23 protein-coding genes and 1 pseudogene are annotated in these 26,676 nt (G+C 45.3%); 11 read left to right on the forward strand and 13 right to left on the reverse strand.

Features of this window, described 5'->3' with window-relative positions; translation table 11 throughout:
• Positions 1-40 precede the first annotated feature (40 nt).
• Positions 41-1,116, reverse strand: a protein-coding gene (locus tag ACXAC1_RS09185; RefSeq protein WP_475058452.1) for an IS3 family transposase whose coding sequence is annotated in 2 segments (ribosomal slippage) — positions 41-855 and positions 855-1,116 — 1,077 coding nt in all. Because the reading frame shifts where the segments join, the coding sequence is not laid out codon by codon here.
• Between the two features lie 34 nt (positions 1,117-1,150).
• Positions 1,151-2,173 (reverse strand): NAD-dependent epimerase/dehydratase family protein, encoded by a 1,023-nt coding sequence (locus ACXAC1_RS09190; protein ID WP_475061110.1) that lies wholly within the window; start codon positions 2,171-2,173, stop codon positions 1,151-1,153.
• 97 nt (positions 2,174-2,270) lie between these two features.
• On the opposite strand from ACXAC1_RS09190, the gene ACXAC1_RS09195 reads away from it, so the two are divergent.
• Entirely contained in the window at positions 2,271-3,164 is an 894-nt protein-coding gene (locus ACXAC1_RS09195) for a LysR family transcriptional regulator (RefSeq protein ID WP_475061113.1), read from the forward strand.
• A gap of 105 nt (positions 3,165-3,269) precedes the next feature.
• On the opposite strand, the gene ACXAC1_RS09200 is transcribed toward ACXAC1_RS09195, so the two are convergent.
• The gene (locus ACXAC1_RS09200; RefSeq protein WP_475061116.1) at positions 3,270-4,217 is read right to left on the reverse strand and encodes a LysR family transcriptional regulator; all 948 of its coding nucleotides are present in this window, start codon (positions 4,215-4,217) and stop codon (positions 3,270-3,272) included.
• Between the two features lie 96 nt (positions 4,218-4,313).
• Here ACXAC1_RS09200 and ACXAC1_RS09205 point away from each other — a divergent pair, with 96 nt between their 5' ends.
• Both ACXAC1_RS09205 and ACXAC1_RS09210 read left to right on the forward strand, forming a co-directional pair.
• Positions 4,314-4,589 (forward strand): DUF1330 domain-containing protein, encoded by a 276-nt coding sequence (locus ACXAC1_RS09205; RefSeq protein ID WP_475061119.1) that lies wholly within the window; start codon positions 4,314-4,316, stop codon positions 4,587-4,589.
• A 20-nt stretch (positions 4,590-4,609) separates the two neighbouring features.
• Positions 4,610-5,092, forward strand: coding sequence for a DUF2867 domain-containing protein (locus ACXAC1_RS09210; protein ID WP_475061122.1), 483 nt, complete (start codon positions 4,610-4,612; stop codon positions 5,090-5,092).
• Between the two features lie 190 nt (positions 5,093-5,282).
• Here ACXAC1_RS09210 and ACXAC1_RS09215 read toward each other — a convergent pair whose 3' ends face one another.
• Positions 5,283-6,215, reverse strand: coding sequence for a DMT family transporter (locus ACXAC1_RS09215; protein WP_475061125.1), 933 nt, complete (start codon positions 6,213-6,215; stop codon positions 5,283-5,285).
• 110 nt (positions 6,216-6,325) lie between these two features.
• Between ACXAC1_RS09215 and ACXAC1_RS09220 the strand changes: the two genes are divergently transcribed.
• Positions 6,326-6,805 (forward strand): Lrp/AsnC family transcriptional regulator, encoded by a 480-nt coding sequence (locus ACXAC1_RS09220; protein ID WP_475061128.1) that lies wholly within the window; start codon positions 6,326-6,328, stop codon positions 6,803-6,805.
• A gap of 3 nt (positions 6,806-6,808) precedes the next feature.
• On the opposite strand, the gene ACXAC1_RS09225 is transcribed toward ACXAC1_RS09220, so the two are convergent.
• A complete protein-coding gene (locus ACXAC1_RS09225; protein WP_475061130.1) occupies positions 6,809-7,231 on the reverse strand; it encodes a DUF4174 domain-containing protein in 423 nt (140 codons plus the stop codon).
• An 81-nt stretch (positions 7,232-7,312) separates the two neighbouring features.
• Complete coding sequence (locus ACXAC1_RS09230) at positions 7,313-9,277, reverse strand: sigma-54-dependent Fis family transcriptional regulator (RefSeq protein ID WP_475061132.1); 1,965 nt, start codon at positions 9,275-9,277, stop codon at positions 7,313-7,315.
• Positions 9,278-9,685: 408 nt separating this feature from the next.
• On the opposite strand from ACXAC1_RS09230, the gene ACXAC1_RS09235 reads away from it, so the two are divergent.
• Together ACXAC1_RS09235 and ACXAC1_RS09240 are read left to right on the forward strand one after the other, a co-directional pair.
• Positions 9,686-11,515 carry an NAD(P)-binding domain-containing protein gene (locus ACXAC1_RS09235; RefSeq protein WP_475061134.1) on the forward strand — a complete coding sequence of 610 codons (1,830 nt, stop codon included), beginning with the start codon at positions 9,686-9,688 and terminating at the stop codon, positions 11,513-11,515.
• A gap of 171 nt (positions 11,516-11,686) precedes the next feature.
• Positions 11,687-12,505, forward strand: coding sequence for an arylamine N-acetyltransferase family protein (locus ACXAC1_RS09240; protein WP_475061136.1), 819 nt, complete (start codon positions 11,687-11,689; stop codon positions 12,503-12,505).
• A gap of 81 nt (positions 12,506-12,586) precedes the next feature.
• On the opposite strand, the gene ACXAC1_RS09245 is transcribed toward ACXAC1_RS09240, so the two are convergent.
• The gene (locus ACXAC1_RS09245; RefSeq protein WP_475061139.1) at positions 12,587-13,063 is read right to left on the reverse strand and encodes a hypothetical protein; all 477 of its coding nucleotides are present in this window, start codon (positions 13,061-13,063) and stop codon (positions 12,587-12,589) included.
• Positions 13,060-14,067 carry a hypothetical protein gene (locus ACXAC1_RS09250; protein WP_475061141.1) on the reverse strand — a complete coding sequence of 336 codons (1,008 nt, stop codon included), beginning with the start codon at positions 14,065-14,067 and terminating at the stop codon, positions 13,060-13,062. Before ACXAC1_RS09250 ends, ACXAC1_RS09245 begins: the two co-directional genes overlap by 4 nt.
• 449 nt (positions 14,068-14,516) lie before the next feature.
• Here ACXAC1_RS09250 and ACXAC1_RS09255 point away from each other — a divergent pair, with 449 nt between their 5' ends.
• The 3 genes and pseudogenes from ACXAC1_RS09255 to ACXAC1_RS09265 all read left to right on the forward strand — a co-directional run bounded on the left by ACXAC1_RS09255 (position 14,517) and on the right by ACXAC1_RS09265 (position 16,457).
• Positions 14,517-14,729, forward strand: a complete 213-nt coding sequence (locus tag ACXAC1_RS09255) for a transposase (protein ID WP_475061143.1) — start codon at positions 14,517-14,519, stop codon at positions 14,727-14,729.
• Between the two features lie 6 nt (positions 14,730-14,735).
• A complete protein-coding gene (locus ACXAC1_RS09260) occupies positions 14,736-15,050 on the forward strand; it encodes a hypothetical protein (RefSeq protein ID WP_475061146.1) in 315 nt (104 codons plus the stop codon).
• A gap of 414 nt (positions 15,051-15,464) precedes the next feature.
• Positions 15,465-16,457: pseudogene (locus ACXAC1_RS09265) on the forward strand (transposase).
• Positions 16,458-16,726: 269 nt separating this feature from the next.
• On the opposite strand, the gene ACXAC1_RS09270 reads toward ACXAC1_RS09265, so the two are convergent.
• Positions 16,727-17,764 carry a GGDEF domain-containing protein gene (locus tag ACXAC1_RS09270; protein WP_475061149.1) on the reverse strand — a complete coding sequence of 346 codons (1,038 nt, stop codon included), beginning with the start codon at positions 17,762-17,764 and terminating at the stop codon, positions 16,727-16,729.
• A 161-nt stretch (positions 17,765-17,925) separates the two neighbouring features.
• On the opposite strand from ACXAC1_RS09270, the gene ACXAC1_RS09275 reads away from it, so the two are divergent.
• Positions 17,926-18,105, forward strand: coding sequence for a hypothetical protein (locus tag ACXAC1_RS09275; RefSeq protein WP_475061151.1), 180 nt, complete (start codon positions 17,926-17,928; stop codon positions 18,103-18,105).
• Between the two features lie 466 nt (positions 18,106-18,571).
• On the opposite strand, the gene ACXAC1_RS09280 is transcribed toward ACXAC1_RS09275, so the two are convergent.
• The 4 genes from ACXAC1_RS09280 to ACXAC1_RS09295 form a co-directional block, all read right to left on the reverse strand.
• Positions 18,572-18,877, reverse strand: coding sequence for a helix-turn-helix domain-containing protein (locus ACXAC1_RS09280; protein ID WP_475061154.1), 306 nt, complete (start codon positions 18,875-18,877; stop codon positions 18,572-18,574).
• Between the two features lie 938 nt (positions 18,878-19,815).
• On the reverse strand, positions 19,816-21,483 hold the full coding sequence (locus ACXAC1_RS09285) for a patatin-like phospholipase family protein (protein WP_475061156.1): 1,668 nt from the start codon (positions 21,481-21,483) through the stop codon (positions 19,816-19,818).
• 69 nt (positions 21,484-21,552) lie between these two features.
• Positions 21,553-24,282 carry a DNA polymerase I gene (polA, locus tag ACXAC1_RS09290; RefSeq protein WP_475063808.1) on the reverse strand — a complete coding sequence of 910 codons (2,730 nt, stop codon included), beginning with the start codon at positions 24,280-24,282 and terminating at the stop codon, positions 21,553-21,555.
• A 131-nt stretch (positions 24,283-24,413) separates the two neighbouring features.
• Complete coding sequence (locus tag ACXAC1_RS09295) at positions 24,414-25,472, reverse strand: GGDEF domain-containing protein (protein ID WP_475061158.1); 1,059 nt, start codon at positions 25,470-25,472, stop codon at positions 24,414-24,416.
• Between the two features lie 238 nt (positions 25,473-25,710).
• Here ACXAC1_RS09295 and ACXAC1_RS09300 point away from each other — a divergent pair, with 238 nt between their 5' ends.
• Positions 25,711-26,676 carry a homoserine kinase gene (locus tag ACXAC1_RS09300; RefSeq protein ID WP_475061160.1) on the forward strand — a complete coding sequence of 322 codons (966 nt, stop codon included), beginning with the start codon at positions 25,711-25,713 and terminating at the stop codon, positions 26,674-26,676.

The raw sequence follows: 26,676 nt of genomic DNA on the forward strand, positions 1-26,676 counted from the left end.
GGGTAATCCTCCCTTTTTTAACTTAGCTCAAAAGTAGAGGTTAAGCAGCCATTAGAGGTGGCTTGCCTCCGTTAGCTGTATGTGGTCTTTCGTGATTGTAAAACCACAACCATTTCGTTGCATAGTCTTGCACTTCCTCAAGTGTTTCAAAAAGATGCTTGCTTACCCATCCATATCTAGCTGTTCGATTATATCGTTCAATATAAGCATTTTGTTGTGGATTGCCAGGTTGGATGTATTCAACTCTAATGCCTTTCTTTTTAGCCCAACGAGTAAACTCATGACTCACAAATTCCGGCCCGTTATCACAACGCAGTATCTGTGGTTTATCTCGCCATTCAAGCAATTGCTCAAGCGTGCGTATCACCCTCAAGGTCGGTAAGGAAAAGCCTGCTTCCATCGCTAGTCCTTCGCGCTTGAAGTCATCGATTACGTTAAATAGACGATAGTGGCGACCATCGATAAGTTGGTCATGCATAAAGTCCATAGACCAAACCTGATCTCGTTTGGTTGGCTCCTTCAAGGGTTCAGGTACGTTCCGCTTTAAGCGTCTTCTTGGGCGGATTCGTAGATTCAACGCCAACTCGCAATAGATTCGATAGACACGTTTATGATTCCAAGTGTGGCCTTTTACGTTTCTTAGATAAAAGAAGCATTGCCCAAACCCCCAATCCGTTTGAGTCTCTGCTAGGTCAACTAAAAGTTTAGCGATCAAAGCATTGTCATCATTCAAAAGGCTCTTGTAACGATAACAGGTTTCACTGATCATAAAAGCAGAGCAGGCCAAACGAATGCTCACCGCCTTATTCGCTACAGCATGAAGTGCCATCTCTCGTCGAAGGGATGGCTTCACCACTTCTTTGCCATGGCTTCCTGTATGATCTCCGCCTTTAACCGTTCTTCTGCATACATCTTTTTAAGACGACGGTTTTCTTCCTCAAGTTCTTTCATACGAGCCATTAAAGAGGCATCCATATCACCATATTTGGACCGCCATTTGTAAAATGTTGCCGAGCTCATACCATGCTCTCGACATAGCTCAGGAATGGGTGTGCCTGCCTCTGCTTGCTTTAGTATGGCCATGATTTGGCTATCGGTATAACGTGATTTTTTCATGCAGAACCTCCTGCGTTTAGAGTACGAGAAAATTCTACTTTTGGCTGCTGTTATTTTTCGGGGGGATTACCGTCGGTTTTGGCAATGAGTTTAGAGTTTCAGTCAAAGCTTGATGCCATGGGGTATGCGCTTCTTTACCAAGGATTTCGACTAAGTGACGATTATCGAGTCGTAATGGGTATTGCCAGAGGTAATGCATTTCCAGCAGTTCCTTACTAGTACGATGGAGAGGTGATAAAACTCGGATAGCCCACCACGGAAAAGTGGCGATACGAGGGCGTTTTCCAGTATGCTGCTGAATAATATCAGCACTTATTTTAGTGACGAGGTGACCGTCAGGATCCCAGTGGCCGCGCATGTGAAAACAATCATAGTTAGGTAGCTGATCCCGCTTTTGAATGAGTTGCATCATAGTCTCGGCGACATCGGGTAGATAAGCCCACTGATGTCCTACGTGTGAGTGTGAAGGAGCTAGCAGCCGAGTGCTGTTGATTCCTTTGGTCGCAATGGCCTGATGGAACCAATCACTTTTTCCATTAGCACCAAAGAAGTCACCACAACGAAGCACTATGCAATGGCCCCCTTGATTAGCAAACTCTTTTAAACGTTGTTCCATTTGCACGCGCACCATACCTTTCTTGCTCGGAGGATGTTGTTCCGCGTCCTCAGCAATTTCTAGTCCTGCATCCATAGCATAGTTATAAATATTGCCAGGCATAAGGACACAGGCATTTTTCTGAAGAGCGACTTGTAGCGTATTTTCGAGCATGGGAAGAACTAACGTATTCCAGTCTCTATACCCAGCAGGGTTTACTGCATGAATGATGACATCGCAACCAACGCAGGCCTGCTCGACATCTTTAAAGTGGAGAGCGTCTCCTTGAAACCAGTTAATGTCTGATGTGAGAGAATCAGTATCAGGATTGCGGCTCAAACCGTTTACCTGCCAACCTTCTTGTAACAGACGGGTACACATTGTAGAGCCGAAGCTTCCTGTTGCCCCTAAGACTAGAGCACGGAGTATGGATTGCGTCGAAGGGATCATATTTTGAGACATAATTATTAACGACCTTACTAGTGAATTTTGAACAGATTAGTTACTGTTTTAGTAATAGAAAATTCTATAAGGTCTTTTAGCTGGTATTCATAAGTTTATGACTGCATCAATCAACTGGGCGTTGTATCACTCGTTTTTGGCTGTAATGGAACATGGCTCGTTGTCGGGGGCCGCACGTGCATTAGGTTTAACGCAGCCAACCATTGGCCGACATATTAATGAATTGGAGAAAGCGCTTGGAGTTGGCCTATTTGTAAGAAGTCAGAAGGGTTTATTAGCGACGGATGTCGCATACGAACTCCTTCCACAAGCTCAGAAAATGGCTAATATAGCCGCTTCTATGGCTCGTTCTGCTAGCTGTGGTGAAGATGTTTTAAACGGTACAGTACGGCTCAGTGCAAGTGAAATTGTTGGAATCGAAATCTTACCTAAAGTGTTGTCTAAGTTGCAGAGAGCACACCCAGAGTTGAAGATTGAAATGACGATATCGGATTCACCTCACGACTTATTAAACCGAGAGGCTGACATCGCCCTGAGAATGTTTCGGCCAACTCAGAATGCTTTGGTGACTCGTTTAATTGGTCAATTAGACTTGGGCATGTTTGCTCATCGGAGCTATCTTGATCAATATGGAACACCTCAAAACATCTCAGAGTTACAACATCACACATTAATTGGCTTTGATACGATATCTGACTACATGCGTAGCTATGTGGATGTACTTCCTATGACATTGGAGCCAAGCTTATTCCAATATCGTGCGGACAGCTCTTTGGCACAACTGGCCATGCTTAGGGCTGGTGTTGGGATTGGCGTATGCCAAAGCGCGTTGGTTGCTGATGATGGCGATATTCTGCCTCTACTAGAGGGGCAAATTAAATTGCAGTTAGAGATGTGGCTAACCATGCATGAAGACTTAAAGCGTAACCGTGCTTGCAAAGCTGTGTTTGATTTCTTAAGTGAAGAGCTTGAGCTTTTTGTCAGAAGGTGAAAATTTAAGTCATTGATTTTATTAAGTATTAATGAAGGGTCATAAAGCAAATTGGACATCCATATGTTAATAGGTGATTGGCTACTCGGCTCTACAAGAGTTAATTTAGAGGGAATCTTTAGCTAATTTATACGTAGCTAATTTGGCACTCATATCACAGGCTTTTAAAAAATAGTGACGGTACAGTTGATAGAAGCGAGTGATGTGCTGCGGTTTCTCGCCCTTGTATTGGTGCAAAAAATAAAAGTGCCAATTCTTACCGCGAAAATCGGGCAGTACTCTTTGCAAGCCTCCATCGTATAGGTGCGATTGCACCAGAAACTCGGGTAATAAAGCGACCCCCATATCCAATAAAGCGGCTTCCAAGCCTGTGGTTAAACTATTCACTTTTACGCAATAGTCGAGGCTAATCAGTTGCTTATTGCCTAGCTGGTTATCAAACACCTCGATTTGCGGCCTATGCCAAGCTGTGGCAATAAACTTGTGCTGTGAGAGTTCGGCTAACTGCTGGGCGCCGCCATATTGCGCCAGATAGCGAGGCGATGCACAGAACACCTCGGAGACGGTACTAACGGACAATGCGCGATAGTCACAGTCTTTGATATCTCCACCAAAAATCGCCGCGTCGAGATTGTGTTCGATCAGGTCTTGCCATTTTTCGGTCACCACGACCTCTGGTATCAGCAAGGGAAATTCGAGGCACAATTGTCGCACCGCGGGCATGACGATTTCTTTTTCTGAAAAGGGCGGCACCGACACCCTAAATGCCCCGCTGGGTTGAGCTTTGACCTGATTGAGCTCGGTAAAGGCCATATTGAGCTGTTGGTCAAGTAGCTCACTGCGCGCCAATAAGGTTTCTCCTGCCGCGGTCAGTACCACTCCTCGAGTACTACGAATCAGCAGTTGCTGGTCAATCGCTTGCTCTAAACGCTTAATTTGTTGGCTGATGGCCGATTTGCTCATGTCTAACTTCTTGGCCGCGGCGGTATAAGAGCGCTTGTTAGCCACCTCAGCAAAGGTGAGTAGCAATGGCGCGAGCTTTATATTGTTCACTTAATTAAACATCCTGTTAATTATCGATCTATTGTTTAATAAACAATACGTGCATAAGCTGGCAGAGTCCATTTATTAACCAAGGAGATAAACAAGATGGCTAGCTTTGTTGTTGTGGATGCAAACGTGATTGATCAAGAGAAATTGGCGCAGTACAGCTTGCAGGCGAAAGCAACTTTAGAAGTGTATGGTGGGCGTTTTATAGCCAAGGGTAAACCACACTTGCTTCATGGAGAGTCTGGTTACAGTAGTAAGTCGATTATAGAGTTCCCTGATGAACAGAGTGCTTTGGGTTGGTATCACAGTGAGGCTTATCAAGCATTAACAGATCTACGTGAGCAGGGCATTCGCAGTACTTTTCAATTATTGTAACGAGGGCTCGGGAGGACAATATGAAGCATGTAAAAGCAACGGAGCTGCCATCGCACAGCGTGCTGTTAGAGCGAATTGGCCGTTATGATTTTATAGACTGTTATTGTGTGGCATCTGCTTTAAAGCCACGTCAGGCGGCAGAGGTCATTACCGATTTCCCGCAGTGGGCGTGCTGGTTAATCAGCATTCGAAATGGCCTAACCAAACCCTTTGGTCTGTCTAGTGATCCTGTTGCGGCGGATAAGGTCGGCTTTTTTCCTGTCGAATCAGACAACGAGCATGAGCTGATTGCGGGGTTTAACGATAAGCATTTGGATTTTAGAGTATCGGTCATCTCCCATCAGGGGCACGTGTTCCTTGCCACTTGGGTGCATCCCCATAATTTCGCAGGGAAAATATACCTCAATGTGATTCTGCCATTTCATAAACTGATAGCCAAAGATGCCTTGGCTCGGGTGCGCTTTCAGGGGATGAGCTTTTCAAACAAGCACATAAACTTCTGACTATCATTGGGAGAAGAGTCATTGGCTGTTTAGGCTTCAGCAGTATTTACACTGGATAGAGCGCGTATCTGGTGTGGTATTTATGGGGCTGGCCACGTTACTGGTGGCTCGGTGAGAGATCAAGCAAAGAGTAGCTTTTGTTAGGGCTACTCTTTTAGAAAGGAAAACTGATATTTATCTACCCCACTGTTTAAGAGAGACCTTCTTTGGCAGAGCGACGGCCAAGCTTTGGCAGTGACCAATTAAACTTCACGGCACATACGGACAACAGAATCAGCGCGACACCGACTAATTGCCAAGCCGAAATGTGCGTTGCAAAGGCAATATGATCCACAAACAAAGCAGTGATCGGATAGATGAACGACAAGATTGCCAATAAATTGGTCGGCAGCTTTTGAAACGCATCGTACATAATGATGTACATAAAGCTGGTGTTGATCGCCCCCAAGATAAACAAGTCCAACCAAGAAACACTGCTCGACGGCAACGCTCCCCATTGCACAAATGGCAGCAGCATCAGCACACCGACACCCATCTGAATCAAAGCGACTAGATACGGTGGCACACTGCTTACCTGCTTGGTGATCAAGGTGGTTATTGTGTACAACAAGGCCGCCGCCAGCGCTAAGCCCAGGCCAAAGATGGCTTCAACAGAACGACTATCACCTTGCAACAAGCCGCGCACTTCCGCCATGTCCAATTCGATCACAAACCATAATCCAGTAAAGGAGACGATCAGCCAAAAAATCAATGAACCAGTGGGCGCTTGGCGAGCCAAAAATGCTCCGGCCAACACTAGCATTAACGGCTGCGTGTGATACGCCACCGTCGCGATAGAAAACGGGATATAAGAAAACGAGGCAAACAGAAATACCCAGTTCGCCACCAAGGTGACACCTCCTAACAGCACCAGAAAAAGCATGCTGCGCTGCTTGAGGGCTTCCGGTAACACGCCACGATAAAAGGCATAGGCCAAGAGCAGCCCTCCACCAATCACACAACGGAAAAACACCACATTCCAAAACGACTGTCCTGAATGCACCACAAAATAGCCAATGGTGCCTGACAGCATCATGGCGAGAATCATCTCTAGATTCCCTTTGGTCATGTCATTTACTTTCACGCTCTAATCTCCTAACGTTGAATAAGCATTAGATTAGTGGCTTTCAACGGGTATTGGCATGCATAAACCTGTGTAAAATCCGCCGTCGACATTTATAAGATGAGGCTAAAATGAGAAGTAACCTTAAAATCGAAGGTAAGGCGCTGGATGGTATTGATGTGAAGCTGGTCACGCTCCTCAATGACAACGCACGCATGAGCATAGCGGAGCTTGGACGCGCCGTGAATATGTCAGCGCCCAGCGTTAACGAGCGGCTTAAACGTCTAGAAGAAGCAGGCATCATCTCTGGCTACACCGTGACCTTAGATCCGGAACAAATTGGTTATACGCTGCAAGCGATCGTGCGCATGCGCCAACTGCCCGGCAAGCTAAAAGAGCTGGAGGAATTGATTCAATCTATCCCACAGTTTATCGAATGTGACCGCGTTACAGGGGAAGATTGCTTTTACGCGCGTCTTTGCCTGACGGACATCCACCAGCTCGATGAGATCCTTAATCGAGTTTGTGAAATCGCCGAAACCAACACCTCAATCGTCAAATCCACTCCGGTCAAACGCCGCCAAGTGCCATTGCTATTGGGTGGGAGTTAAGGCTTACTCTCGCATCTCTCTGACGCGCATCGGCATGCGATCAATATCCCCAAACAGGCGATCTAAATTCAATCCTGAAAGACGCTCTTTCAGTCCACCGTCCTTGCCAATCAGGATGACCTCATTGTCGCGAAGCTGATATTGGTTTCTTACTTGGCTTAACAAGCTTGGACTGACCGCACCTTGGTAATTGGTTTGCAATTCATCATCAGAAAACACAAACCAGATGACATCTCGATCAATGATGCCGCTGTTCTCCTGGCTAAATAGTTCGGTCAGCTGATCGCTGCTTTGCTCGCTATTCGCGACAATGATGCGGTTTTGCCATATTAAATCCCTTAAACCGGTTAGCTCACCCTGACTTGCATGAGCTGTCTGAGTAAGCGCTGTAACAACCAACACACAGGGAAGTAAGTAACGTTTCATAAGCCCCTCCTAAAAAAGTACACAGAGGGGGTACGCGAGCGACCTGTATGTAGATCCACCGAATTTCATAGGTAAAGGGCTTTAGTAATTATTAGGCTGCACGATCTTCTGTTTTTCCATTCTGCGATACACCGTAGGGCGTGACACGCCTAAGATTCTTGCCACCGCGGAGACGTTCCAGTGATGCTGCTGTAGTAAGTTCAATAAAGACGCATGTTCAGTTTCTTGGACGTGGTTTTCTGAGGTTGCTGTGAAAGACGTTATTTGCTGAATAAGAGCGCGGGATTCATCAGCAGGATGAGGCATAACCTCTTCAGGTAAGTGCTGCACGGTGATTTCATCGCTTTCACAGATGGCCTCGGCAAAGGTTAATGTATTGTTGAGTTGGCGAATATTCCCCGGCCAAGCGTATGCCAATAATGCACTCATGGCGTCGGCACGTAATCTCACGGATGGGTTGATCTTGTTCAGTAACACTTGAATCAGATATTGCTTGTCTGCTCGATCATTCAGCGTGGGCAACTTTAAGGTGGCGCCATTTAGGCGATAAAAAAGGTCTTCTCGAAAGCGTCCATCATTGATACGTCGTGATAAATCGCAATGTGTTGCCGCTAACACTCGAATATTAACAGCGACAGGTTGTACGGCTCCTAATGGTAACACCTGTCCTTCTGCCAATACTCGTAACAATCGGGTTTGTAAATGCAGTGGCATGTCGCCAATTTCATCTAAGAAAAGCGTGCCGCCGTCCGCTTGTTGAATTAACCCTTTTGCCCCTTTAGCGCGGCCGCCCGTAAAGGTTCCAGGGGCATAACCAAACAACTCGCTTTCAATTAACGACTCTGGAATCGCTGCACAGTTAACCGCGACAAATGGTTTATCAGTGCGATCGCTGCTGTTATGAATGGCCTGTGCGAGCACCTCTTTACCGGTACCGGTATCACCCAAAATCAGTAAGTTCATATCTCGATGGCGCAAGCGTTTTGCTAAACGAAGAGTTTTGCGCATGGCAGGGTCATCGGCGCACAGACTATCTAGCTCAGGCACTGATTCCTCTTGATCACTAAGTACATAGGACAGATGCTTTTGATACGACGTATTCATCGTGGGTTCGATCAACATTCCATACAAGGTTTGTTGAGTGCCCGATAGACGAAAGGCACGAACACCATCTTTGCTTTCATAGGTAATGGACAAAATATCCCGCCACTGACATTCCAATAACGCGGGCATAGAAATACTGGCTTGATGAGTGAGGTGGCATTGTGACAACAAAGCGCGCCCCGCTGTGTTCGCAGCCAGCACTTGTCCATCTTCATCTAAAGCAAATAAAAGCTGACCATTCACTTGAACCAACTCACGAGATTGATCGCATTTAAAGATTAAGCTGTGTCGATAACGGCGTAAAAAGTACGCATCTTCGATTAAACGGGCGTATAACTGCGTTAAATGCAGGGCAAAGTTTTGGCTATCCGGCGTGCGAGAAGAATGTAATGCGGAGATATCTAATACCGCCAGTAACTGGCCGAAGGGGTCTTTGATCGGGGCTGCAGTGCAGGTTAGGCCAATATGAGAGTTATCAAAATGATCGGTACGATGGCAAGTCAGCGCTTTCTGCTCTTGAATGCAGGTGCCCACGGCACAAGTTCCAGCGTATTGTTCACTCCAATCAGCACCTAGATAGAGTCCCGCTTTGCGCAGGCATTCGTCGTCTTTCTGATTGCCTAAAAACTGAACCGTGATCCCGCGGTAATCACTGAGCAATAACACATAACCTAGGCCAGCGACCTGAGTGAACAGCTGCTCAACACCGGCACGGGCGACATTTAGTAATTCATCCACCGAGTCTTGATGCTCCAGCAGGGTTTGCTGGGTCACGATGCGCGCTGGCCTCGGTTGGCTAGGATCTAAGCCATAGTCATGGAGGCAGCGCTGCCAAGAGCGTCCAATTAGCTCAGGTGGCAATGGACTGTTAGCTCTGGTTGGGTGTCTTCCATAGTTTAGAATCGTTTCTATATGACGGCTGTGTTGGCCAGTATCCCTCATGCTCACACCTTGTCTCTATCTGTTTATTTTTATTTTCGACTGCATTTGAGTCTAGCTCTGAAAAAGTGCTCTTTCTAGCTATCTTTACACAAGCGTTTCAAGCGCCTTGTAGCGCATGTGTATCTGTAACGTTGGCCGTTACACCTGTAACGAAAAGCATGACAGGTGCAACGCGTTAAAAAGTGATGTCACTAATAAAGTGGTTTAACAAGAATAATGGATTTAAAAATAAACCTTTTAAAATCATTAGCTTAAATAGGGTTTCGAGTTAAGAATCTAGTTTTGGCACATAAGCTGCTCCATTCACCTCACCAACAGAATTTCGTTGCATATCTAAATCGATACTTGTTGGACGTCTGGTTAAGCCAAACGCAGTTACAAAAACAATAACCTGCAATGGAGATACTTATGACCCACTCTGCATCTAAGCAAGCAATGCTGAGCGCCAATCATCAGCCCAACCTCGCCGTCATGGACTGGCTGGAAAAACTGTCGACTGCCTGCCACTCAAATTCCCCGGGCGATGTGGCTTCGCTATTTGAAGAAGACGGCTACTGGCGCGACTTAGTAACTTTTACATGGAATATAAAAACGCTGGAAGGCCGTGAGGCGATCCGTGACATGGTCAGTGCGACCCTCAGCCAGGTGCAACCTAGCAACTGGCAATTGGAAGAGGATGCCACAGAAGCAGAGGGCGTCATTGATGCTTGGATCACATTTGAGACGGCAGTGGCGCGAGGTCGAGGGTATCTGCGTCTGCGTGATGGACTGGCTTGGACGTTTCTAACGACAATGGTCGAACTAAAAGACTACCCTGAGAAACGTAATAAGCGTCGCCCTAAAGGGGCAGAACATGGTGCTAATAAAAACCGCCAAACGTGGCTGGAAAAGCGTCAATACGAAGAGCAAAACCTAGGTTACACAGAACAACCATACTGCCTCATTATTGGCGGAGGGCAAGGCGGTATTGGTTTAGCTGCTCGCTTGCGTCAACTAGAAGTCCCCACCATTGTTATTGATGCACAACCCAAGCCTGGTGATACATGGCGCAATCGCTACAAGTCCCTCTCGTTGCATGACCCCATTTGGTATGACCACATGCCATATATTCCTTTCCCAGAAAACTGGCCAGTGTTTACACCAAAGGACAAAATTGGTGATTGGCTAGAGATGTATACGAAAGTAATGGAGATTAACTATTGGGGCTCTACTCGTTGTACTCATGCGCAATACGATGAAGCGAAACAAGAATGGATCGTTAGTGTTGAGCGTGATGGTGAAGCCCTAACATTGCGTCCTAAACAACTTGTGTTGGCAACAGGCATGTCGGGTATTCCTAATATTCCTGATATTCCAGGTATGGAGAATTTTGAGGGGGAACAACACCACTCCAGCAAACACCCTGGCGGTGAAGCTTATAAGGGCAAGAAGTGCATCGTGCTGGGGGGCAATAACTCTGCCCATGATATCTGTTGCGCGCTTTGGGAAAACGATGCCGATGTCACCATGATCCAGCGATCATCAACGCATATTATTAAATCGGACTCTTTGATGGAGCTTGTGTTGGGAGGTCTCTACTCAGAAGAGGCCGTGGAAAATGGCATGACCACTTACAAAGCCGATTTGACCTTTGCTTCTATTCCGTTTCAGGTTATGCCGCAATTCCACATACCCGCGTACCAAGCAGTGCAAGAACGGGACAAAGAGTTTTATCAACGCTTAACCGATGCGGGATTCTTACTGGACTTTGGCGAAGATGGTTCAGGTCTCTTTATGAAATATCTGCGTCGCGGCTCCGGTTATTACATTGATGTTGGTGCATCTGATTTAGTTGCCAATGGCGATATCAAACTTAAATCCGGTGTGTCGATTGAATACATTAAACCCAAATCCGTTGTATTGACCGATGGCACGGAGCTTGAAACCGACTTAATTGTCTATGCTACAGGGTTTGGTTCAATGAATGGCTGGGCGGCGAAAATAATCTCGCAAGAAGTGGCCGATAAAGTGGGTAAATGCTGGGGCATGGGATCAAATACTGCTAAAGATCCAGGCCCCTGGGAAGGAGAATTGCGCAATATGTGGAAGCCAACTCATCAAGAAGCGCTCTGGTTCCATGGCGGTAACCTGCATCAATCAAGACATTACTCCCAATATTTATCGCTGCAACTAAAAGCCCGGATGGAAGGTATTGAAACCCCTGTCTATGGAATGGAGCCAGTACATCACTTGAGTTAAGCATGATGTAGCTGAATAAAAAGAGACAGGCCCATAACATTTAAAGGATCTGCCTCTTTTTGTTTTTAGACAGTAACTAATTGTTCAATAGGTCGATTACAAATACCATTGCTACGGATAAGCACACCAGTAATTTGGTTTTTAATAGGACTTACTAAGGCTGTATAGAACATGATCCACCTGCAAGACTACTTCGCCCGTATCAACTACCAAGGACCAGCGACACCAGAGCTTTCAACACTAAAAGCTATTCACGCTTTGCATCCGGCGCACATACCCTTTGAGAATATTGACGTCCTACTTGAGCGTGGCATCAGCCTGGAACTTGATAACATCCAGCAAAAACTCATCGGCAACCGCCGCGGCGGTTACTGTTTTGAGCACAATGCGCTGTTTATGGATGTGCTTAAACAACTGGGATTTGAAGTCGAATCGTTAATGGCGCGCAACGTTTGGCGACAACCCGCTGATATGCCATTCGGCCCAAGAACCCATCAAGTGCTAAGAGTTCGAGTCGAAGGCGAATGGTGGCTGGCAGATGTAGGCTTTGGTGGTCTTGTGCTGACCGACCCATTGCGTATGGAAACCAGTGAAGAGCAACTGGGGCAACATGAAGCATTTCGCATCCTGGCACAGGATCACGGCTGGATGTTGCAGGTGAACGTACAGGAGCAATGGGAAGACCTATACGATATTGCCAGCCAACCTCAAGAGCCGATCGAGATGGAAGTCGCCAACTGGTTCACCTCGGCAAGCCCCAACTCCAAATTCCGGCACAACCTAATGATGGCACGAGCAACGCCAGACACGCGTTATGCACTGTTGAACAACCGCCTAACCGTCCGCCCCCGCAACGGCGCAGTGGAGCAACGTGAGCTAAACCCAGAGCAACTAGCCGATGCGTTACAAGATTGCTTTGATCTAAAGGTAGAAAGCAACTGGATGCCACTGCTAGAAAAGATTGTTGAAATTGCGAATAAAGGGAAATAGCTTATCTGTAATTGAGAGGTATCAGAGAAGCGGGCCAGGTGAATGAATTTTCATCTGGCCTGATTTTGTTTTTTCTTACGTTTAACTCTTATCTGACTTTGATTGCTCATGCTTTATTCGTTCAACCATGTCTCTACCTGATTGAATGTGTTTTTTACGATAAATGATAAACGACTTGTACATTTTACTATTAACAAGCTTTATTGAAAAAATACAGACAGAAATACTCATTCCAGCTGCAATAAGGTTTTTCCATCCTATGACATCATAATAATATATATGCCCTACCACAGCGGCTATTGCAAAAATTGCAAAAAGAGCTGTAATAATATGTCTAGAATAATAAACACCTAGCATAGATATTGAGATGGACAATCCTAGCGCTATCAATGTAAAAGTTGAATACATTGAAATCTCTGTAAACTCTGACGGGCTCATATAGCGTGCAAGACTGCCTAATGGACTAGACATCGATAGAACAGCAAGAAAAAACAGGCCCAGAGACGCAGCAGCTGATTGCCAGTTTGGGAATGGTTTAGAATATCTGGGATCTCTCATTTCCCTATCCCTGTTAGCACGCCAATGGATAAACCGTCGATAGTTTTAGCTTTTGGATTTAGTGTACCATTTGCTTTTATGTTTCCAGTAACGGCTAGACTCGTACTTAACGCATCAATAAGATCTGATAAATTTGCTTTGTCAAAGGCTGTACTTGATATGGCTCTTTTGGCTAGGGGGCCATTAATAATGGTAGAGAAAAACGCGTTATTCACCATGGGGTGATTTTTTCGTACGATTTCTTTTGATATTTCAATTTTATTGCTAGGTGTTAGTGTTTTAAGAGTTGTTCTAACAGCTTCTTCGCCATAAGTGAGAAAGTCGACTTTCAAAGATTTAAGGGTTCTAAAAGTGCCGCCAACTCCAGCAGCAGCTGTCGCAATACCAATTTTATCAATAGCGCTCATGGTATTGTTATACCACTCTTCTGAATCGAGCTGCCTACTTAGCTTCCCTTCATTATAAAGCTGATCGGTAACTCGAACAGCACTATTCCCGCATTGTGCCAAGCTGGTTGCCATGGAAGCAGCAGACACAACAAAAAGAATGCTAGACAGGCCAAAGGTAAGCACTGATGTACCTGTCGCAAGTCCCATTCCAATCCAGCCTAGAACGACCCCAGAGCAATTAAAGGCAAGGCCTGTTAGTTCCGACATTAGAGTTGCTTCTTTGGCAGTTGATTGATTCTGTTTGATGTAGGAGCCAAAGTCACTTATTGAAACACTACCTGGTGGCTCTCTTAGAACAATATAGATAGGTTTGTCGTGTCTAACTGAGTCTATTTCTCTAAGCTTGAAGACAGTATCTTTATTATCAATATATATGACACCAGCTCCCTTATATATTGGTGTTTTATCAATCTCTGAGTAAAGTGTTTTTAGCATGAAAATTGCACTGGCTTGGCGTTCATACTTTGCTCGATTCTTATCTGCTTGAGCCATCATATAATTGATATCACCAGCGGTGGGGTTTCCAAAGAATTGGCCCCAATTTGAGCTTTGCATACTTTTAAAAGTCCTTTTAGGTTTGTAAGGCAGCGTAATATAACATGGATAAAATGAGCTGATTTTCTCTTTATTAGTAACTTTTTAGTAAGATTCTTGTAATTTTTAAGTCAGCATTAAAATTACCAGTATAAGAAGCAGTAAATTTGGGGAATGAAAATCGAGCTATGAACCACTAGAAGACCTAATAATTAAGTGTGTTATAAGTAGTTAAATTACCTGATATGAACAGGATGTTCGAGCAGGGCTCAGTAAGTAAACTTTATTTCAAAGGAGTGAAATATAGCAAGACTTCCCAGACTTTTCCTATTGGTATCCCTCAGCACATCATCTAGCATGGCAATAACCGCCAAGTGTGTTTTGCAAGCGAAGATGATTTTATTGCCTACACACATTGATTAACCGAGTATGCTGAACAGTTTCAGGTGAAAGTCCATGCATGGGTGTTTATGACCAATCATGTACATTTACTGGCGACGCCCATGATGCAAAATGGCATTTCGTTGATGATGCAGGCGCTTGGTCGCCGCTATGTGCGCTACTTCAATAACATCTATCAACGTACTGGTACATTGTGGGAAGGGCGCTTTAAGTCCTGTGTCATTTGTGCGGAGGAATATTTTTTTATTTGTCAGCGTTACATCGAACTCAACCCAGTCTGAGCCAATATGGTCTCCCATCCAGCTGAATACAAATGGTCGAGTTATCGCTTTCATGCACAAGAGTCTCTGGATCTACAAAGTCCGCTCTGGCAGCCACATGAGCTCTATCTGAAGTTGGGCCACCAGCAAAGAGCGCGATCAAAGCGTTACCAAGCATTATTCAAATACCATATTCCCGACGAAGAGCTTGGGCGTATTCGATCCGCCACGCACTCAGACATGGCATTGGGAAACGAACGCTTTAAAGAAGAGATCGAGCAGCTAACAGGTAGGCGAGTGACGCCAAGGAAGCGTGGTCGAAAACCGAGTCAGATGGATTAATTTTCATCTGACTCCAATTGGATTCACGACCCCGAGTTCATAGACGGTTTTGTCGGAAGCATCATACAATAAGTAGAGCTGATGAAAGACAAAATTGAATCAGGCCTAACTTGATAGTAGTGATTCAGTTATATTGAAAAATATACTTGTCTTCACTAGCATAGCTACTGAGAGCTTCGGATATCCCTGCTTAGGTAGCCCACCGAAGACATACGAAGTAGAAGGCCGTGCTTAGCATGGCCTTTTTCGTTCTATGAGCTTCAGAAAACTTTTACAAAGCTAAGATTTTGATTACAAACGGCTATTTCTCTCAGAAAATAGTTACGAAGCGAAACTACCTGCTCGATATCTGTACAAATAATCAGTGTTTGCCTATAGTTTTTATGTTGTCACTTACGGATTGAGGAGCAACGTATGCCTAAGGCAAGAAGCCAACAAATTAGTTTATCTGATACCCCCTATTATCACTGCGTTTCACGTTGTGTCCGCCGAGCATTTTTATGTGGCGAAGATAATTCGACTGGTCAAAGCTACGAGCATCGCCGTAGTTGGGTTGAGATGCGCCTGCTTCACTTAAGTCGAATATTTGCCATTAAAGTATGTGCTTATGCTGTTATGAGTAACCACACCCACGTTGTACTTTATATAGATGCTGAGACGGCGGATAACTGGTCGACCGAGGAAGTATTAAGCCGTTGGCATCAACTCCACAAAGGCACCATGCTTACTCAGCAATATATGATGAACGGCAGCATCCCTGAGTATCTACGGTCTTTATTAGATGAGACGGTTACAACATACCGGCAGCGTTTAATGGACATTAGCTGGTTCATACTCTAAAGAGCACGCGTGAAAGAGCTAAATGAAAACATTGCTCGCCAAGCAAATCTTGAAGATAAATGCACAGGCAGATTCTGGGAAGGGCGCTTTAAGTCCCAAGCTCTGCTAGACGAAGCGGCGCTGATTGCGTGCATGGCTTATGTTGACCTCAATCCAGTGAGGGCCAAGATTGATCACACGCCAGAAACCTCAGCCTATACCAGTATCAAGAAACGCCTCAAGGCTGCTAAATGTAATCATCAATCCAAAATGCTTTACCCCTTTGTCGGAAATCCAAGAGAAAGCCAGCCAAAAGGACTCCCTTTCAAACTTGAAGACTATCTTGAACTGGTCGATCTAACAGGCCGCATAGCGCGACAAGATAAACGCGGCAGTATCGACTTATCTTTGGCCCCCATTCTACAACGCCTCAACATTCCTTCTGAGAACTGGCTTACCATCGCCATTGAATTTGAACAACATACCCATGCCGCAGTGGGCACAGAGCTGATCCTATCTAACTACTACCAGAATGCAGGTTACAAACGCCGACCGAAAATAGGTAAAACGAAACAGCTACTCGCTTAGTAATCTCTCATTTTCTTCTCATCTAGTATTGCCTGACTTGGCAAGAGTACAGTACGCCTATAAAACGCTAAATCTCGATAATTTCTACGATATGGATGGTAACGAAGCAGAAAAAGGCCAGTTTTCTTGGAGCTTTCTTGTTGCTTGGAAGTGAATACTAAATCACTTTTTATGGTGGGTGGCCTGTTAATATTCCTTGTCAGTTTTGAGAAATATATTACGCAATGGGGGTTGCAAAATTGGGGGCAGATGAAAAATATAATGCCCTGTCATGCACGCAAGCTAACAGCGTTCTTGCTACCTTGTTTGACACTGTATAAGGCTTCATCTGCTTTGAGAAAGGCATCACGATATTGCTGGGTAATCGGCGCTACTCCTATGCTAATAGTAATGTTTGCATCTATCGCGAAGTTTTCCTGAGCTACGGCTTCACGTACAGCATTTAGCTGCAGCTCAATCTTGTGGCTATTCGTCTCATTGAATAATAGCGCGAATTCCTCGCCCCCCCAGCGGGTAACTAGTACCTTATCCGAGTCGAACGAAGCGTCGATCATCTGCGCCAGATGTTGCAATACCATATCGCCGGTGTGATGACCAAAGGCATCATTGATGCGTTTAAAATCATCCACATCAATTAACGCAAAGTAGCCGAAATGGTTTGCTTCGAGCACGGCGTCCTCTAAATAACGGCGATTGTATAAGCCGGTGAGAGGATCTTTAAAAGCCATCTCCGCGAGCTTTTGATTACTTGATTCAAGGGCGCTTTGAATACGTAAACGACTGCTCTCGTAGAAATAGGTAATCCCAGAGATCACAACAAAGACAATCCCCAGCTGCATTAAGCCAATTGGACCAAATGACGCGGGCTTCCAAACGTCAAAATGACTGATACAGAGCCACAGATAGCCCACAAAGTAGACCGTATTAAACAGCATGCCAAGCCTAATCCCAGCGAAGAAAATGCTCAGGATTGGACACAACAGCACCAACGCTAAACTGTAGGAACGATTGTTGACCAGCATCATGGTCAGAAAACACAGCCCCATGACCACTATCAGCAGAATGAAGGCCGCGGTGCGTACTCTACGTTTTTTTAGCAACAAAAACAGCGCCAGATAACTGAGCAACATGCCTATTGATTGGGCGGCAATGAGGAGAGGGTAGCGGCCAGTGTAAATATTAAAACTGAGGAAAAAGGTGAGTGCTGCCGCGATGATTAATGTCGTGGACAGTACGATTGAGACATAACGGTAATTATCATCCGTTTTTGCAATGCCCATTTTCTTCGACACAAGGTAAGAAAGCATGTAATTCAATCCATCTGGTCAGGTGGAAAGATTCTAGCAAATTGGGATCAAATGAACATAGCTCGCATGCTCACCGAGTTGGCATAAGTAGGCGAGTAACGCCAAGATAAGGTAATTTTATTCTAACGCAGACACGATGTTTAAATGGATAAGGAGTCATTATGGCCAATCAAAAACTCACTGAGCAGGAGATTCAAGCCGCGTTGGTGAGTTCAATTCTGCTGCGGCCCAAGCTTTGGCTGAGCTCGAGAAGGCAGTGTTTTGATGAAGTGAATATCAAAAGCGGATGGCAAAAAAGCTTTATAGCTATTTTGTGCTTGAAAGTAGAAGTCAGTCGCTAAGCAATTTACCTTCATCAGTTGAAGCAAATGGTGCTGTGATGTATCTATCTCAGAGTCAGATGTCCTATTTATCTGAGAACAAGAGCTTAAAGGCACGCTATCATAATATGTCTAGAATAATAAACACCTAGCATAGATATTGAGATGGACAATCCTAGCGCCATCAATGTAAAAGTTGAATACATTGAAATCTCTGTAAACTCTGACGGGCTCATATAGCGTGCAAGAGTGCCTAATGGACTAGACATCGATAGAACAGCAAGAAAAAACAGGCCCAGAGACGCAGCAGCTGATTGCCAGTTTGGGAATGGTTTAGAATATCTGGGGTCTCTCATTTATCTATCTCTGTTAAGAAGAGATCGAGCAGCTAACAGGTAGGCGAGTGACGCCAAGAAAGCGTGGTCGAAAACGGAGTCAAATGGTTTATTTTCATCTGACTCAATTGTTCACATCTGCCCCTAATTGCTTATGACTCCACACCAGCCATCATGTGCTTCGCTACATGAGGGTGGATCGGCGTCAGTCCAGATTTAATGCCAAAGGGCTTAAACACGGTATCAATCATCGACTGGGCTTGGTTGCCTTTGTCTTGCTCAATATCTGTGAGTGTACGGCGACTGACTCCGACAAACTCCGCGTAGCGGGTTTGAGAAAAGCCTAAGACCTCTTTGCGTAGCGTCTTAAGCATTTGCCCTTGGCTGATTTCACCTAGTAAATGCTGTTGTAGCAGTTGTACCAACAATGCCTGGCGTTCGGCAGGTGTCATGCTCATAAAAGCCCCCAGCGAGTCAGTTTAGTTTCCAGCCACTCAATAGAATAATCCATCTCATAGCCAAGGCTGCATCGACTGGCGTTGCCTCTCTCTGGCTCAGCAATATTGACGATAGCGATGTCATGCCATTGTTGATCGAATAGTGCTTGGATAGTAAGGGATTTAATAAGATACCTGATTGAGCAGTATTTTGCTCATTCTAGACTTTATTAACTGTTTTTGGGAAATATATTTCTCAAAAAAATCTAAAATACTTATTTTTGAGAAATATAATGCTCAATTAAATGGGGCAGATGAAAGTAGATCACAATCCTGTTAGAGCCAATATGATCTCCTATCCAGCTGAATACAAATAGTCGAGCTATCGCTTTCTGAGCGAAGCGTTACCAAGCATTATTCAAATACCATATTCCCGACGAAGAGCGTGGACGGATTCGATCCGCCATGCATTCCGATATGGCATTGGGAAACGCACGTTTTAAAGAAGAGATCGAGAAGCTAACAGGTAGGCGAGTGACGCCAAGGAAGCGAGGTCGAAAACCGAGTCAGATGGATTAATTTTCATCTGACTCCAATTGTTCCACAGAGCAACGAGAATTAAATCCAGAGCAACTAGCCGAGGCGTTACAGGAATGCTTTGAACTTAAGGTCGAAAGCGACTGGATGCCGCTGCTAGAAAGGATTGTTGAAATTGGGGGCAGGGGAAAAGAGTTATGGGTAGCCGAGAGGATCTACGGAAACGAGATAGATGGATTTTTCTTCTCGGCATTGTTGCCCAAAAGTTAGGGGAGCCGTAGCTCCCCTAATAAATTCTTAACCACCAACTTTAATAGGCATATTCATAAAAATCTCCTTTATGAGCAATTTTTAAATTTCTCATCAGTTGTATAGGCCAGTTATCTTCTCATGTAAAGTTTCTCGAGGCAAGGTTTGATAGATTAAAGCCAATGAATGCGGACACTGCATGATTCATTAAATCGTAAATTTTCGCACTTCCAAGCTAATGCCCTAGAAACTCCTTCATCCCTTGGGATAGGTGATTCTATATCAGAAGTAGAAGCAGGCTTGCCTTCGACAGCACTTAGTCCTCGATCAACATCCAGCTGATCAACAGTATGAGACATCTGGATAGTACCTTCCACATCTGGAGGGCAGAAAAAAACCATTGTTGCTTGCTCGTAGCATGCATCGCTGCGCCGATCATTCATGCAGGTCATGAATTCACTTTTAGAAGCGTTGTTCAACTGTTTCATTGTATTGAAGATGCTATATGTAACGCTGATTCTGTAATCCTTTTCTGCTTCTAAATAATCATCAAAAAATATGAAAAGTGTCGTTAATAACCCGTTTTCAATAGCCATTGTATTTGTTCTTTCTACTTCAAAAACCTTATGGCTTATAATCTCGTTGTCTTCAATACGTTCAACATTAACTTTGTATCGTTTGATTTCGTCTACATCTGCAGCCAGTTGAAAGTGAAAACATCTTAGTGGTTCTAGAGGATTTATTATTTCAATTTGCTTAACTTTGTCAGGATTTACGCTTCTTTCATCATCAGAAGGGAATAAACAATATGGTAATACACTAATCTCTTTCTTTATATATTTTACTCTATGATGCTCTAGTACAGTAAAAGCATCATAAAGATCTTCTCTTGTCTTATCTAATTTGGTTCTTTGTTCTTCGTCTCTTTTTTTAAAGGAGACTTCATTTTCTCGGATCTTGTTTAATTTAATAATAGCTCTTGCTAACGCTAGCTCACACTCTGACTTCCATGCACCCTCGTTAAGCTTATTGATTGCAGAACTGAAGTCTAAGGTTCCAACAAGAGGGGTTAATCGTATGACTTCATGGCAGTTTTCTGATTTTTCAGACCTTCTTACACCATGGTTAATAGAACTTGAAATTACCCTTTCGATATAATCTTTAACTCCATTAAAGCCGTTAAATGTTTCACTTGATTCATCATCGAAACCAATGGCGATATTATAAACACCATCACATAGACGGAACTCTTCTACTGGTAAATTTTCACATAATCCACCATCGACATAGTAAGTATCAGATGCGTGTGCATGAAAAATCAGAGGAAGAAAGCAAGAATGTACAACAGACTCAAGAACTTTTTCTTGTGGGGTCAAAGTAGTTGAAAAGGTCTTCTTTGAACGGGTGGAAAGATCTGTTACGACAACACTTAAAGGGTGCTTTAAATTCTCAAAAATAGAGGAACCGTCAATGTATTCAGAGAACAGTCCGTCAACAAAGTTCTTTAATGCTTTAGGTTTATATAAGGTCTTTCCCTTATAGATACTGTTAACTGCACCTAAAGTTTTGTTGAAAAGCTTCGGCTCAATAGATAAATCTGACTCAAGCTTAGTGAATAGAGAAGAAATTCGTTCTTTAGCTATGTCGAAATTAAAGTCGCAGGCAAGAAGAGCTGCAACAATAGAGCCTGCAGAGGTGCCAGCGAGAGCTACTATCTCAATTTTCCCTGATCGTTCTAATTCCTGTATTTTGGATGCGCATTCTATCAAAGCGGCTAATTTAGCTCCTCCTCCTTGAAATGCCAAATTTAGCTTTATTGGTTTAGTAATTCCTGATAGCACGGTTCAGCTCCATTGATAGTAAAGGCTTGTTAAATGAATAGGGAAGTTCTATGTATTGTTTGACGGCGCCTAGTGCGCCTCGTCCCAGTTGTTCCCAACCCCAGCTTCCACAAGCAAAGGCACGTCGATCTCGCTACTGGTCTGCATAATCTCGACGATCTTCTCTTGTGCAGCCTCAAGGTCTTTCTCGACCACTTCGAAGATCAATTCATCGTGTACTTGCATGATCATTTTCACGTCTAAGTCGGTTTCGGCGAGCCAATCGTGCATGTTGATCATGGCGCGTTTGATGATGTCGGCGGCGGAGCCTTGCATCGGGGCGTTGATCGCGGTGCGTTCTGCGGCTTGGCGCATCATGGCGTTACGGGCTTTGATCTCTGGTAGGTACAAGCGACGACCGAAGATAGTTTCCACGTAGCCTTTTTCTTTGGCGCTTTCTCGGGTGTTGTCCATGTAGGTGCGCACGCCCGGGTAGCGTTCAAAGTAGCGCTGAACGTATTGCTGTGCTTCTGGACGGCCGATGCCAAGTTGTTTCGCGAGGCCAAAGGCGGACATGCCGTAGATTAGACCGAAGTTGATGGCTTTAGCGCGGCGGCGTTGTTCCGTAGTCACTTCGTCTACTGTGGTGTCGAAGACTTCTGCGGCAGTGGCTTTATGCACGTCCACATCGTGGGCGAAGGCATCTAATAGACCCTTATCTTGTGATAGGTGCGCCATGATGCGTAGCTCGATTTGCGAGTAGTCGGCGGCGATCAGCTTGTAGCCTGCTGGTGCGATAAACGCTTGGCGAATACGGCGACCTTCGGTGGTACGAATCGGGATGTTCTGCAAGTTTGGATCCGTCGAAGATAAACGACCAGTCGCAGTCACCGCTTGGTGATAAGACGTGTGAATGCGTCCGGTCTTTTGCAGCATCTCTGGCAGCTTGTCGGTGTAAGTCGACTTTAGCTTCGACATACTGCGGTGTTCCATGATCAAACGTGGCAGTTCGTATTGTTCCGCCAGTTCTTGCAGGATTGGCTCGGCAGTAGAAGGTTGGCCTTTTGGCGTCTTCTTAATGACTGGCAAACCTTGTTTCTCAAACAGGATTTCTTGTAGCTGTTTTGGTGAGCTTAGGTTAAAAGCTTGCCCCGCCTCTTCATGAGCTTTGATCTCGATCTCCTGCAATTTAGCAGCGATCTCGGCGCTTTGTGCATGCAATAGGTCTGGATCGATCAAGGCACCAGTTTGTTCCATTTTCGCTAACACAGGCACTAATGGCAGTTCGATGTCTCTTAGGACGTTAACCAAATCACCTTCTTTTTCCAGTTTCGGCATGATCGCATGGTGTAGGCGCAGGGTAATGTCTGCGTCCTCTGCTGCGTAAAACGCCGCTTGCTCAAGCTCGATCTGGTTAAAGGTTTTCTGCTTCGCGCCTTTACCTGCGATTTCCTCAAAGCTCACGGTGGTGTGACCAAGGAACTTGGACGCTAGGCTGTCCATATCGTGGCGTGTGGCGGTGGAGTTAAGCACGTAGGACTCCAACATGGTGTCGAACTGAATGCCACGCAGGGTGATGCCGTAGTTGTTCAAAACGTTAGCATCGTATTTAAGGTGCTGACCGACTTTCTTTTGGTTGTCGTCTTCAAGCCAAGGCTTAAGTTGTTCTAGTACCCAGTCACGATCAAGTTGCTCTGGCGCGCCTTCGTAATCGTGTGCCACAGGGATGTAAGCGGCCTTGCCGATCTCAACAGAGATGCCTACGCCAACTAGCTCGGCGGCCATGTAGTTAAGAGACGTGGTTTCGGTATCGAACGCTACAAGGTCGGCTTCTTGGATTTTCTTCAGCCAAGCATTAAAGCTGTCTTTATCGAGAACCGTGTCGTATTCCACATCGATATTAGCCGCAGGCGCTGGCTCATCATCGTTGTCTACCGTGTCATCGGCGGTGCCGGAAGCAGGGGCTTTATCTAGATCGCGCAGCCAAGTTTTGAATTCCAGTTTAGTGAACCATTCGCGTAGCGCTTCTTTGTTGATCTCTTCGTTTTTCAATGTGTGTGGATCAAATGGCAGTTCCACATCGCATTTGATGGTTGCCAGCTTGTAGCTAAGCTCGGCCATTTCACGGTGTTCTTCCATTTTCTTAGCCATGGTTTTCGAACCACGGAAGCCAAGCGGGGCAATGTCATCAAGGCGCGCGTAGATTTCTTCTAGGCTGCCGATACCTTGTAGCATGGCGAGGGCGGTTTTCTCACCCACACCCGGTACACCTGGGATGTTGTCGACCTTGTCGCCCATCAGCGCGAGAAAGTCGATGATCAATTCTGGTGGGATTTTGAATTTCTCTTTAACGCCTTCTACGTCCATTACGGTATCGGTCATGGTGTTCACCAGTGTGACTTTGTCTGTCACTAACTGGGCCATGTCTTTATCGCCCGTTGAGACGACGACTTCACGGCCTTCACCACCGATTTGTTTGGCGATGGTGCCGATTACATCGTCCGCTTCCACGCCTTCGATGATCACCAAAGGTAAGCCCATGGCTTCGATCATACGGTGGATCGGTTCGATTTGTAGACGCAGATCGTCCGGCATCGGCGGGCGCTGGGCTTTGTACTCTTTGTACATATCGTCGCGGAAAGTTTTACCTTTGGCGTCGAAAATCACCACGATCGGGGAGTTAGGGTAACGGCCAATTAAACTGCGAATCATGCTGATCACACCGCGGGCCGCGTTGGTCGGTTGGCCATCGCTGGTGGTCAGTGGTGGAATCGCGTGAAAAGCACGATACAGGTAAGACGAGCCGTCTACCAAAACCATCGGTGCTGTGCTTGATAATGTGTCCGTAGCCAAAATAAAACCTCTGTTATAAAACGCCATAATTGCTGACTATTCTAGGGCGTTCAGCAGAAATTTACAGCGTTAAGTGGTCTGAGTGACCGCTTAATGCATTATTCCTCAGATGGGCGGCTGACCACTTGATCTCGGCCTTGCCGTTTGGCGATATACAGACACGCATCCGCTTGACGGATGAGGGTGTCAATGTCGTTTGACTGGATATTATGAGCAACACCAATGCTACAAGTGAGCTGGCCTACTAAGGGGAACTGATGGTCGTGGATGGCTCGCCAACAAGTATCTGCAACCTGTTTCGCCTGGTTCGCTGTCAAATCATTTAATAGTACTACGAATTCATCCCCACCCCAGCGAGCAAGGCAGCTTTGTTTTGGTAGACTGTTTCCCAAAAGCTTTGCTGCTTTCCTTAGAACTGCATCGCCGGACTCGTGTCCATGGGTATCGTTGATTTGTTTGAAGTGGTCTATATCGATGATGAGGCTGCTGATATTAGGTTTTTCCCCTGCATTCGACGAAAGCCAGTAAATAAGGCCTCGGCGATTATAAATGTCGGTTAATTCATCATAGTCGGCTTGTCTGCGCGAATAACGTAAGCGCTCTTCTATCTGGTAAAAACGCAAGAACAGGTCTCGTTGATAAAATAAAACGATCAGTAGCAACGCCCCGCAAGGTCCGAAGAATACTATCATCTCTTTGCCGCGAGCTGTTTGTAGCTCAGCTGGGTGCGCAATGAGGTAGACGAGTATAGGGGCACAGATCAGCACCCATAAAAGGAACATATACTTTAACCATGACTGGGGGGCCATGACCACTGACATCGCTGAGACAAATAACATTAGGCCGCTCACTGGAGGGAATTCATCTACTAATACCCAGTCATTTAGGGCTGAGCTAATCGTAAAATACCAAGCCGGTGGGATAAAGGCGTAGGCGTTCATTATAAGTAGCGCTTTAACAGCAACAGAGTGTCTGTCTTGTGGAGCTTGATGGAAATAGATCAGAACCAAGATAAAGCAAACGCCGGAGCTAGTGGGAAGAACAAAATCAATCAGGTGGCGGGTATTGAAATGAATTGCGCCAATGCTGATAGTGGATATGATGTAGAGGCACAGCGCAATATAGGTCGCCCTGATGGAAAACAACGGTTTCTGCACAACTAGTCTCCTGCCTCATTACTTTATCGAAAAGGGAGTGAATGATGTATGAAGTATAGTTTAATAGCCGAGTCAGTATTTTTATATGGGCGTTGTGTATAGAGATGTAGCGCGAATGTACTAAAATGCCTCATTCAAAAGAGGTTTTGGCGATAACCAATTGACCTTTTTGCTCCGATTGTGGAGCATTAGCGGCTAAATGAATCATTGCGCAAATAAAATACATTAGGTACAGATTTTGGCTGTTTACACTTCTCTTTCGGACTCTGACATGCGCGGCCTTGTGGCCGATTATTACTTAGGTGAATTGGTGTCTTTTCAAGGCATTTCTGGTGGCGTAGAAAACACCAACTACTTTGTGAACACCACTACAGGCAAATACGTCCTGACCTTATTTGAAGAGTTTGAATACGACGAAGTACCGTACTTCTTGGATGTGGTCGCGCATCTTAAGCACAAGGGCTTTAACGTACCGGCGGCCTTGATTGACAACCATGGGGAACGTTTACGTGTCGTCCAAGGTCGTCCTGCGATCATAGTGGATTGCTTCCCAGGTGGCTTGCTAGAAGATGGCACCACTGTCGAAAGCTGTCGTTTGATGGGTAAAGTGTTGGCGCAGCTGCATACAGCGGGTATGGATTTCCCTGAACACCGTCCAAGCCACCGTGGTATGGATTGGTGGCGCGCGACGTCAAAGTCGATTGCTCCAGAGCTAGAAACGGATCAAGCGCACTTATTGCTTGAGCAAGTGTCTGAGTTTGATGCCTTTATTGCGCAATACGACGATCAGTTAGCCAAAGGTACGGTGCACGGGGATTTGTTCTACAACAATACCTTGTTTGAAGGGGAGCAACTGTCTGCGATCATCGACTTCTATAATGCTTGTTACTCTTGGTTGATGTACGACTTAGCCATTGTGGTGAACGATTGGTGTTCGGATATGAGCACTGGCGAGCTGGATATGGATAAGTACCATGCGATGGTCAATGCCTACATTCATGAGCGCCAGCCAAGTGCGGCAGAAATTATGTCTTGGCCACATATGCTAAAAATCGCCGCGTTGCGTTTTTGGTTGTCACGTTTAGAAGCATGGCACGGTGCGAAGCATGATCCTGAGCGTTTGGCACAACAGCATGATCCAATGGAGTTCCAACGTATCCTAGAAGCGCGTGTGCGTCATGCACCGAGTCTAACGGAGAATTAA

It is taken from the genome of Marinomonas sp. AWM4_232, from assembly GCF_056158325.1.

Excerpts from the sequence above, each read along its gene's own strand:
- ACXAC1_RS09235 (WP_475061134.1), top strand. The coding sequence starts at position 9,686 with ATGACCCACTCTGCATCTAAGCAAGCAATGCTGAGCGCCAATCATCAG.
- ACXAC1_RS09275 (WP_475061151.1), top strand. The coding sequence starts at position 17,926 with ATGGCCAATCAAAAACTCACTGAGCAGGAGATTCAAGCCGCGTTGGTG.
- ACXAC1_RS09210 (WP_475061122.1), top strand. The coding sequence starts at position 4,610 with ATGAAGCATGTAAAAGCAACGGAGCTGCCATCGCACAGCGTGCTGTTA.
- ACXAC1_RS09195 (WP_475061113.1), top strand. The coding sequence starts at position 2,271 with ATGACTGCATCAATCAACTGGGCGTTGTATCACTCGTTTTTGGCTGTA.
- ACXAC1_RS09270 (WP_475061149.1), bottom strand. The coding sequence starts at position 17,764 with ATGCTTTCTTACCTTGTGTCGAAGAAAATGGGCATTGCAAAAACGGAT.
- ACXAC1_RS09205 (WP_475061119.1), top strand. The coding sequence starts at position 4,314 with ATGGCTAGCTTTGTTGTTGTGGATGCAAACGTGATTGATCAAGAGAAA.
- ACXAC1_RS09240 (WP_475061136.1), top strand. The coding sequence starts at position 11,687 with ATGATCCACCTGCAAGACTACTTCGCCCGTATCAACTACCAAGGACCA.
- ACXAC1_RS09260 (WP_475061146.1), top strand. The coding sequence starts at position 14,736 with ATGGTCTCCCATCCAGCTGAATACAAATGGTCGAGTTATCGCTTTCAT.
- ACXAC1_RS09250 (WP_475061141.1), bottom strand. The coding sequence starts at position 14,067 with ATGCAAAGCTCAAATTGGGGCCAATTCTTTGGAAACCCCACCGCTGGT.
- ACXAC1_RS09280 (WP_475061154.1), bottom strand. The coding sequence starts at position 18,877 with ATGAGCATGACACCTGCCGAACGCCAGGCATTGTTGGTACAACTGCTA.
- ACXAC1_RS09220 (WP_475061128.1), top strand. The coding sequence starts at position 6,326 with ATGAGAAGTAACCTTAAAATCGAAGGTAAGGCGCTGGATGGTATTGAT.
- ACXAC1_RS09255 (WP_475061143.1), top strand. The coding sequence starts at position 14,517 with ATGACCAATCATGTACATTTACTGGCGACGCCCATGATGCAAAATGGC.
- ACXAC1_RS09230 (WP_475061132.1), bottom strand. The coding sequence starts at position 9,277 with ATGAGGGATACTGGCCAACACAGCCGTCATATAGAAACGATTCTAAAC.
- ACXAC1_RS09225 (WP_475061130.1), bottom strand. The coding sequence starts at position 7,231 with ATGAAACGTTACTTACTTCCCTGTGTGTTGGTTGTTACAGCGCTTACT.
- ACXAC1_RS09190 (WP_475061110.1), bottom strand. The coding sequence starts at position 2,173 with ATGTCTCAAAATATGATCCCTTCGACGCAATCCATACTCCGTGCTCTA.
- polA (WP_475063808.1), bottom strand. The coding sequence starts at position 24,282 with ATGGTTTTGGTAGACGGCTCGTCTTACCTGTATCGTGCTTTTCACGCG.
- ACXAC1_RS09245 (WP_475061139.1), bottom strand. The coding sequence starts at position 13,063 with ATGAGAGATCCCAGATATTCTAAACCATTCCCAAACTGGCAATCAGCT.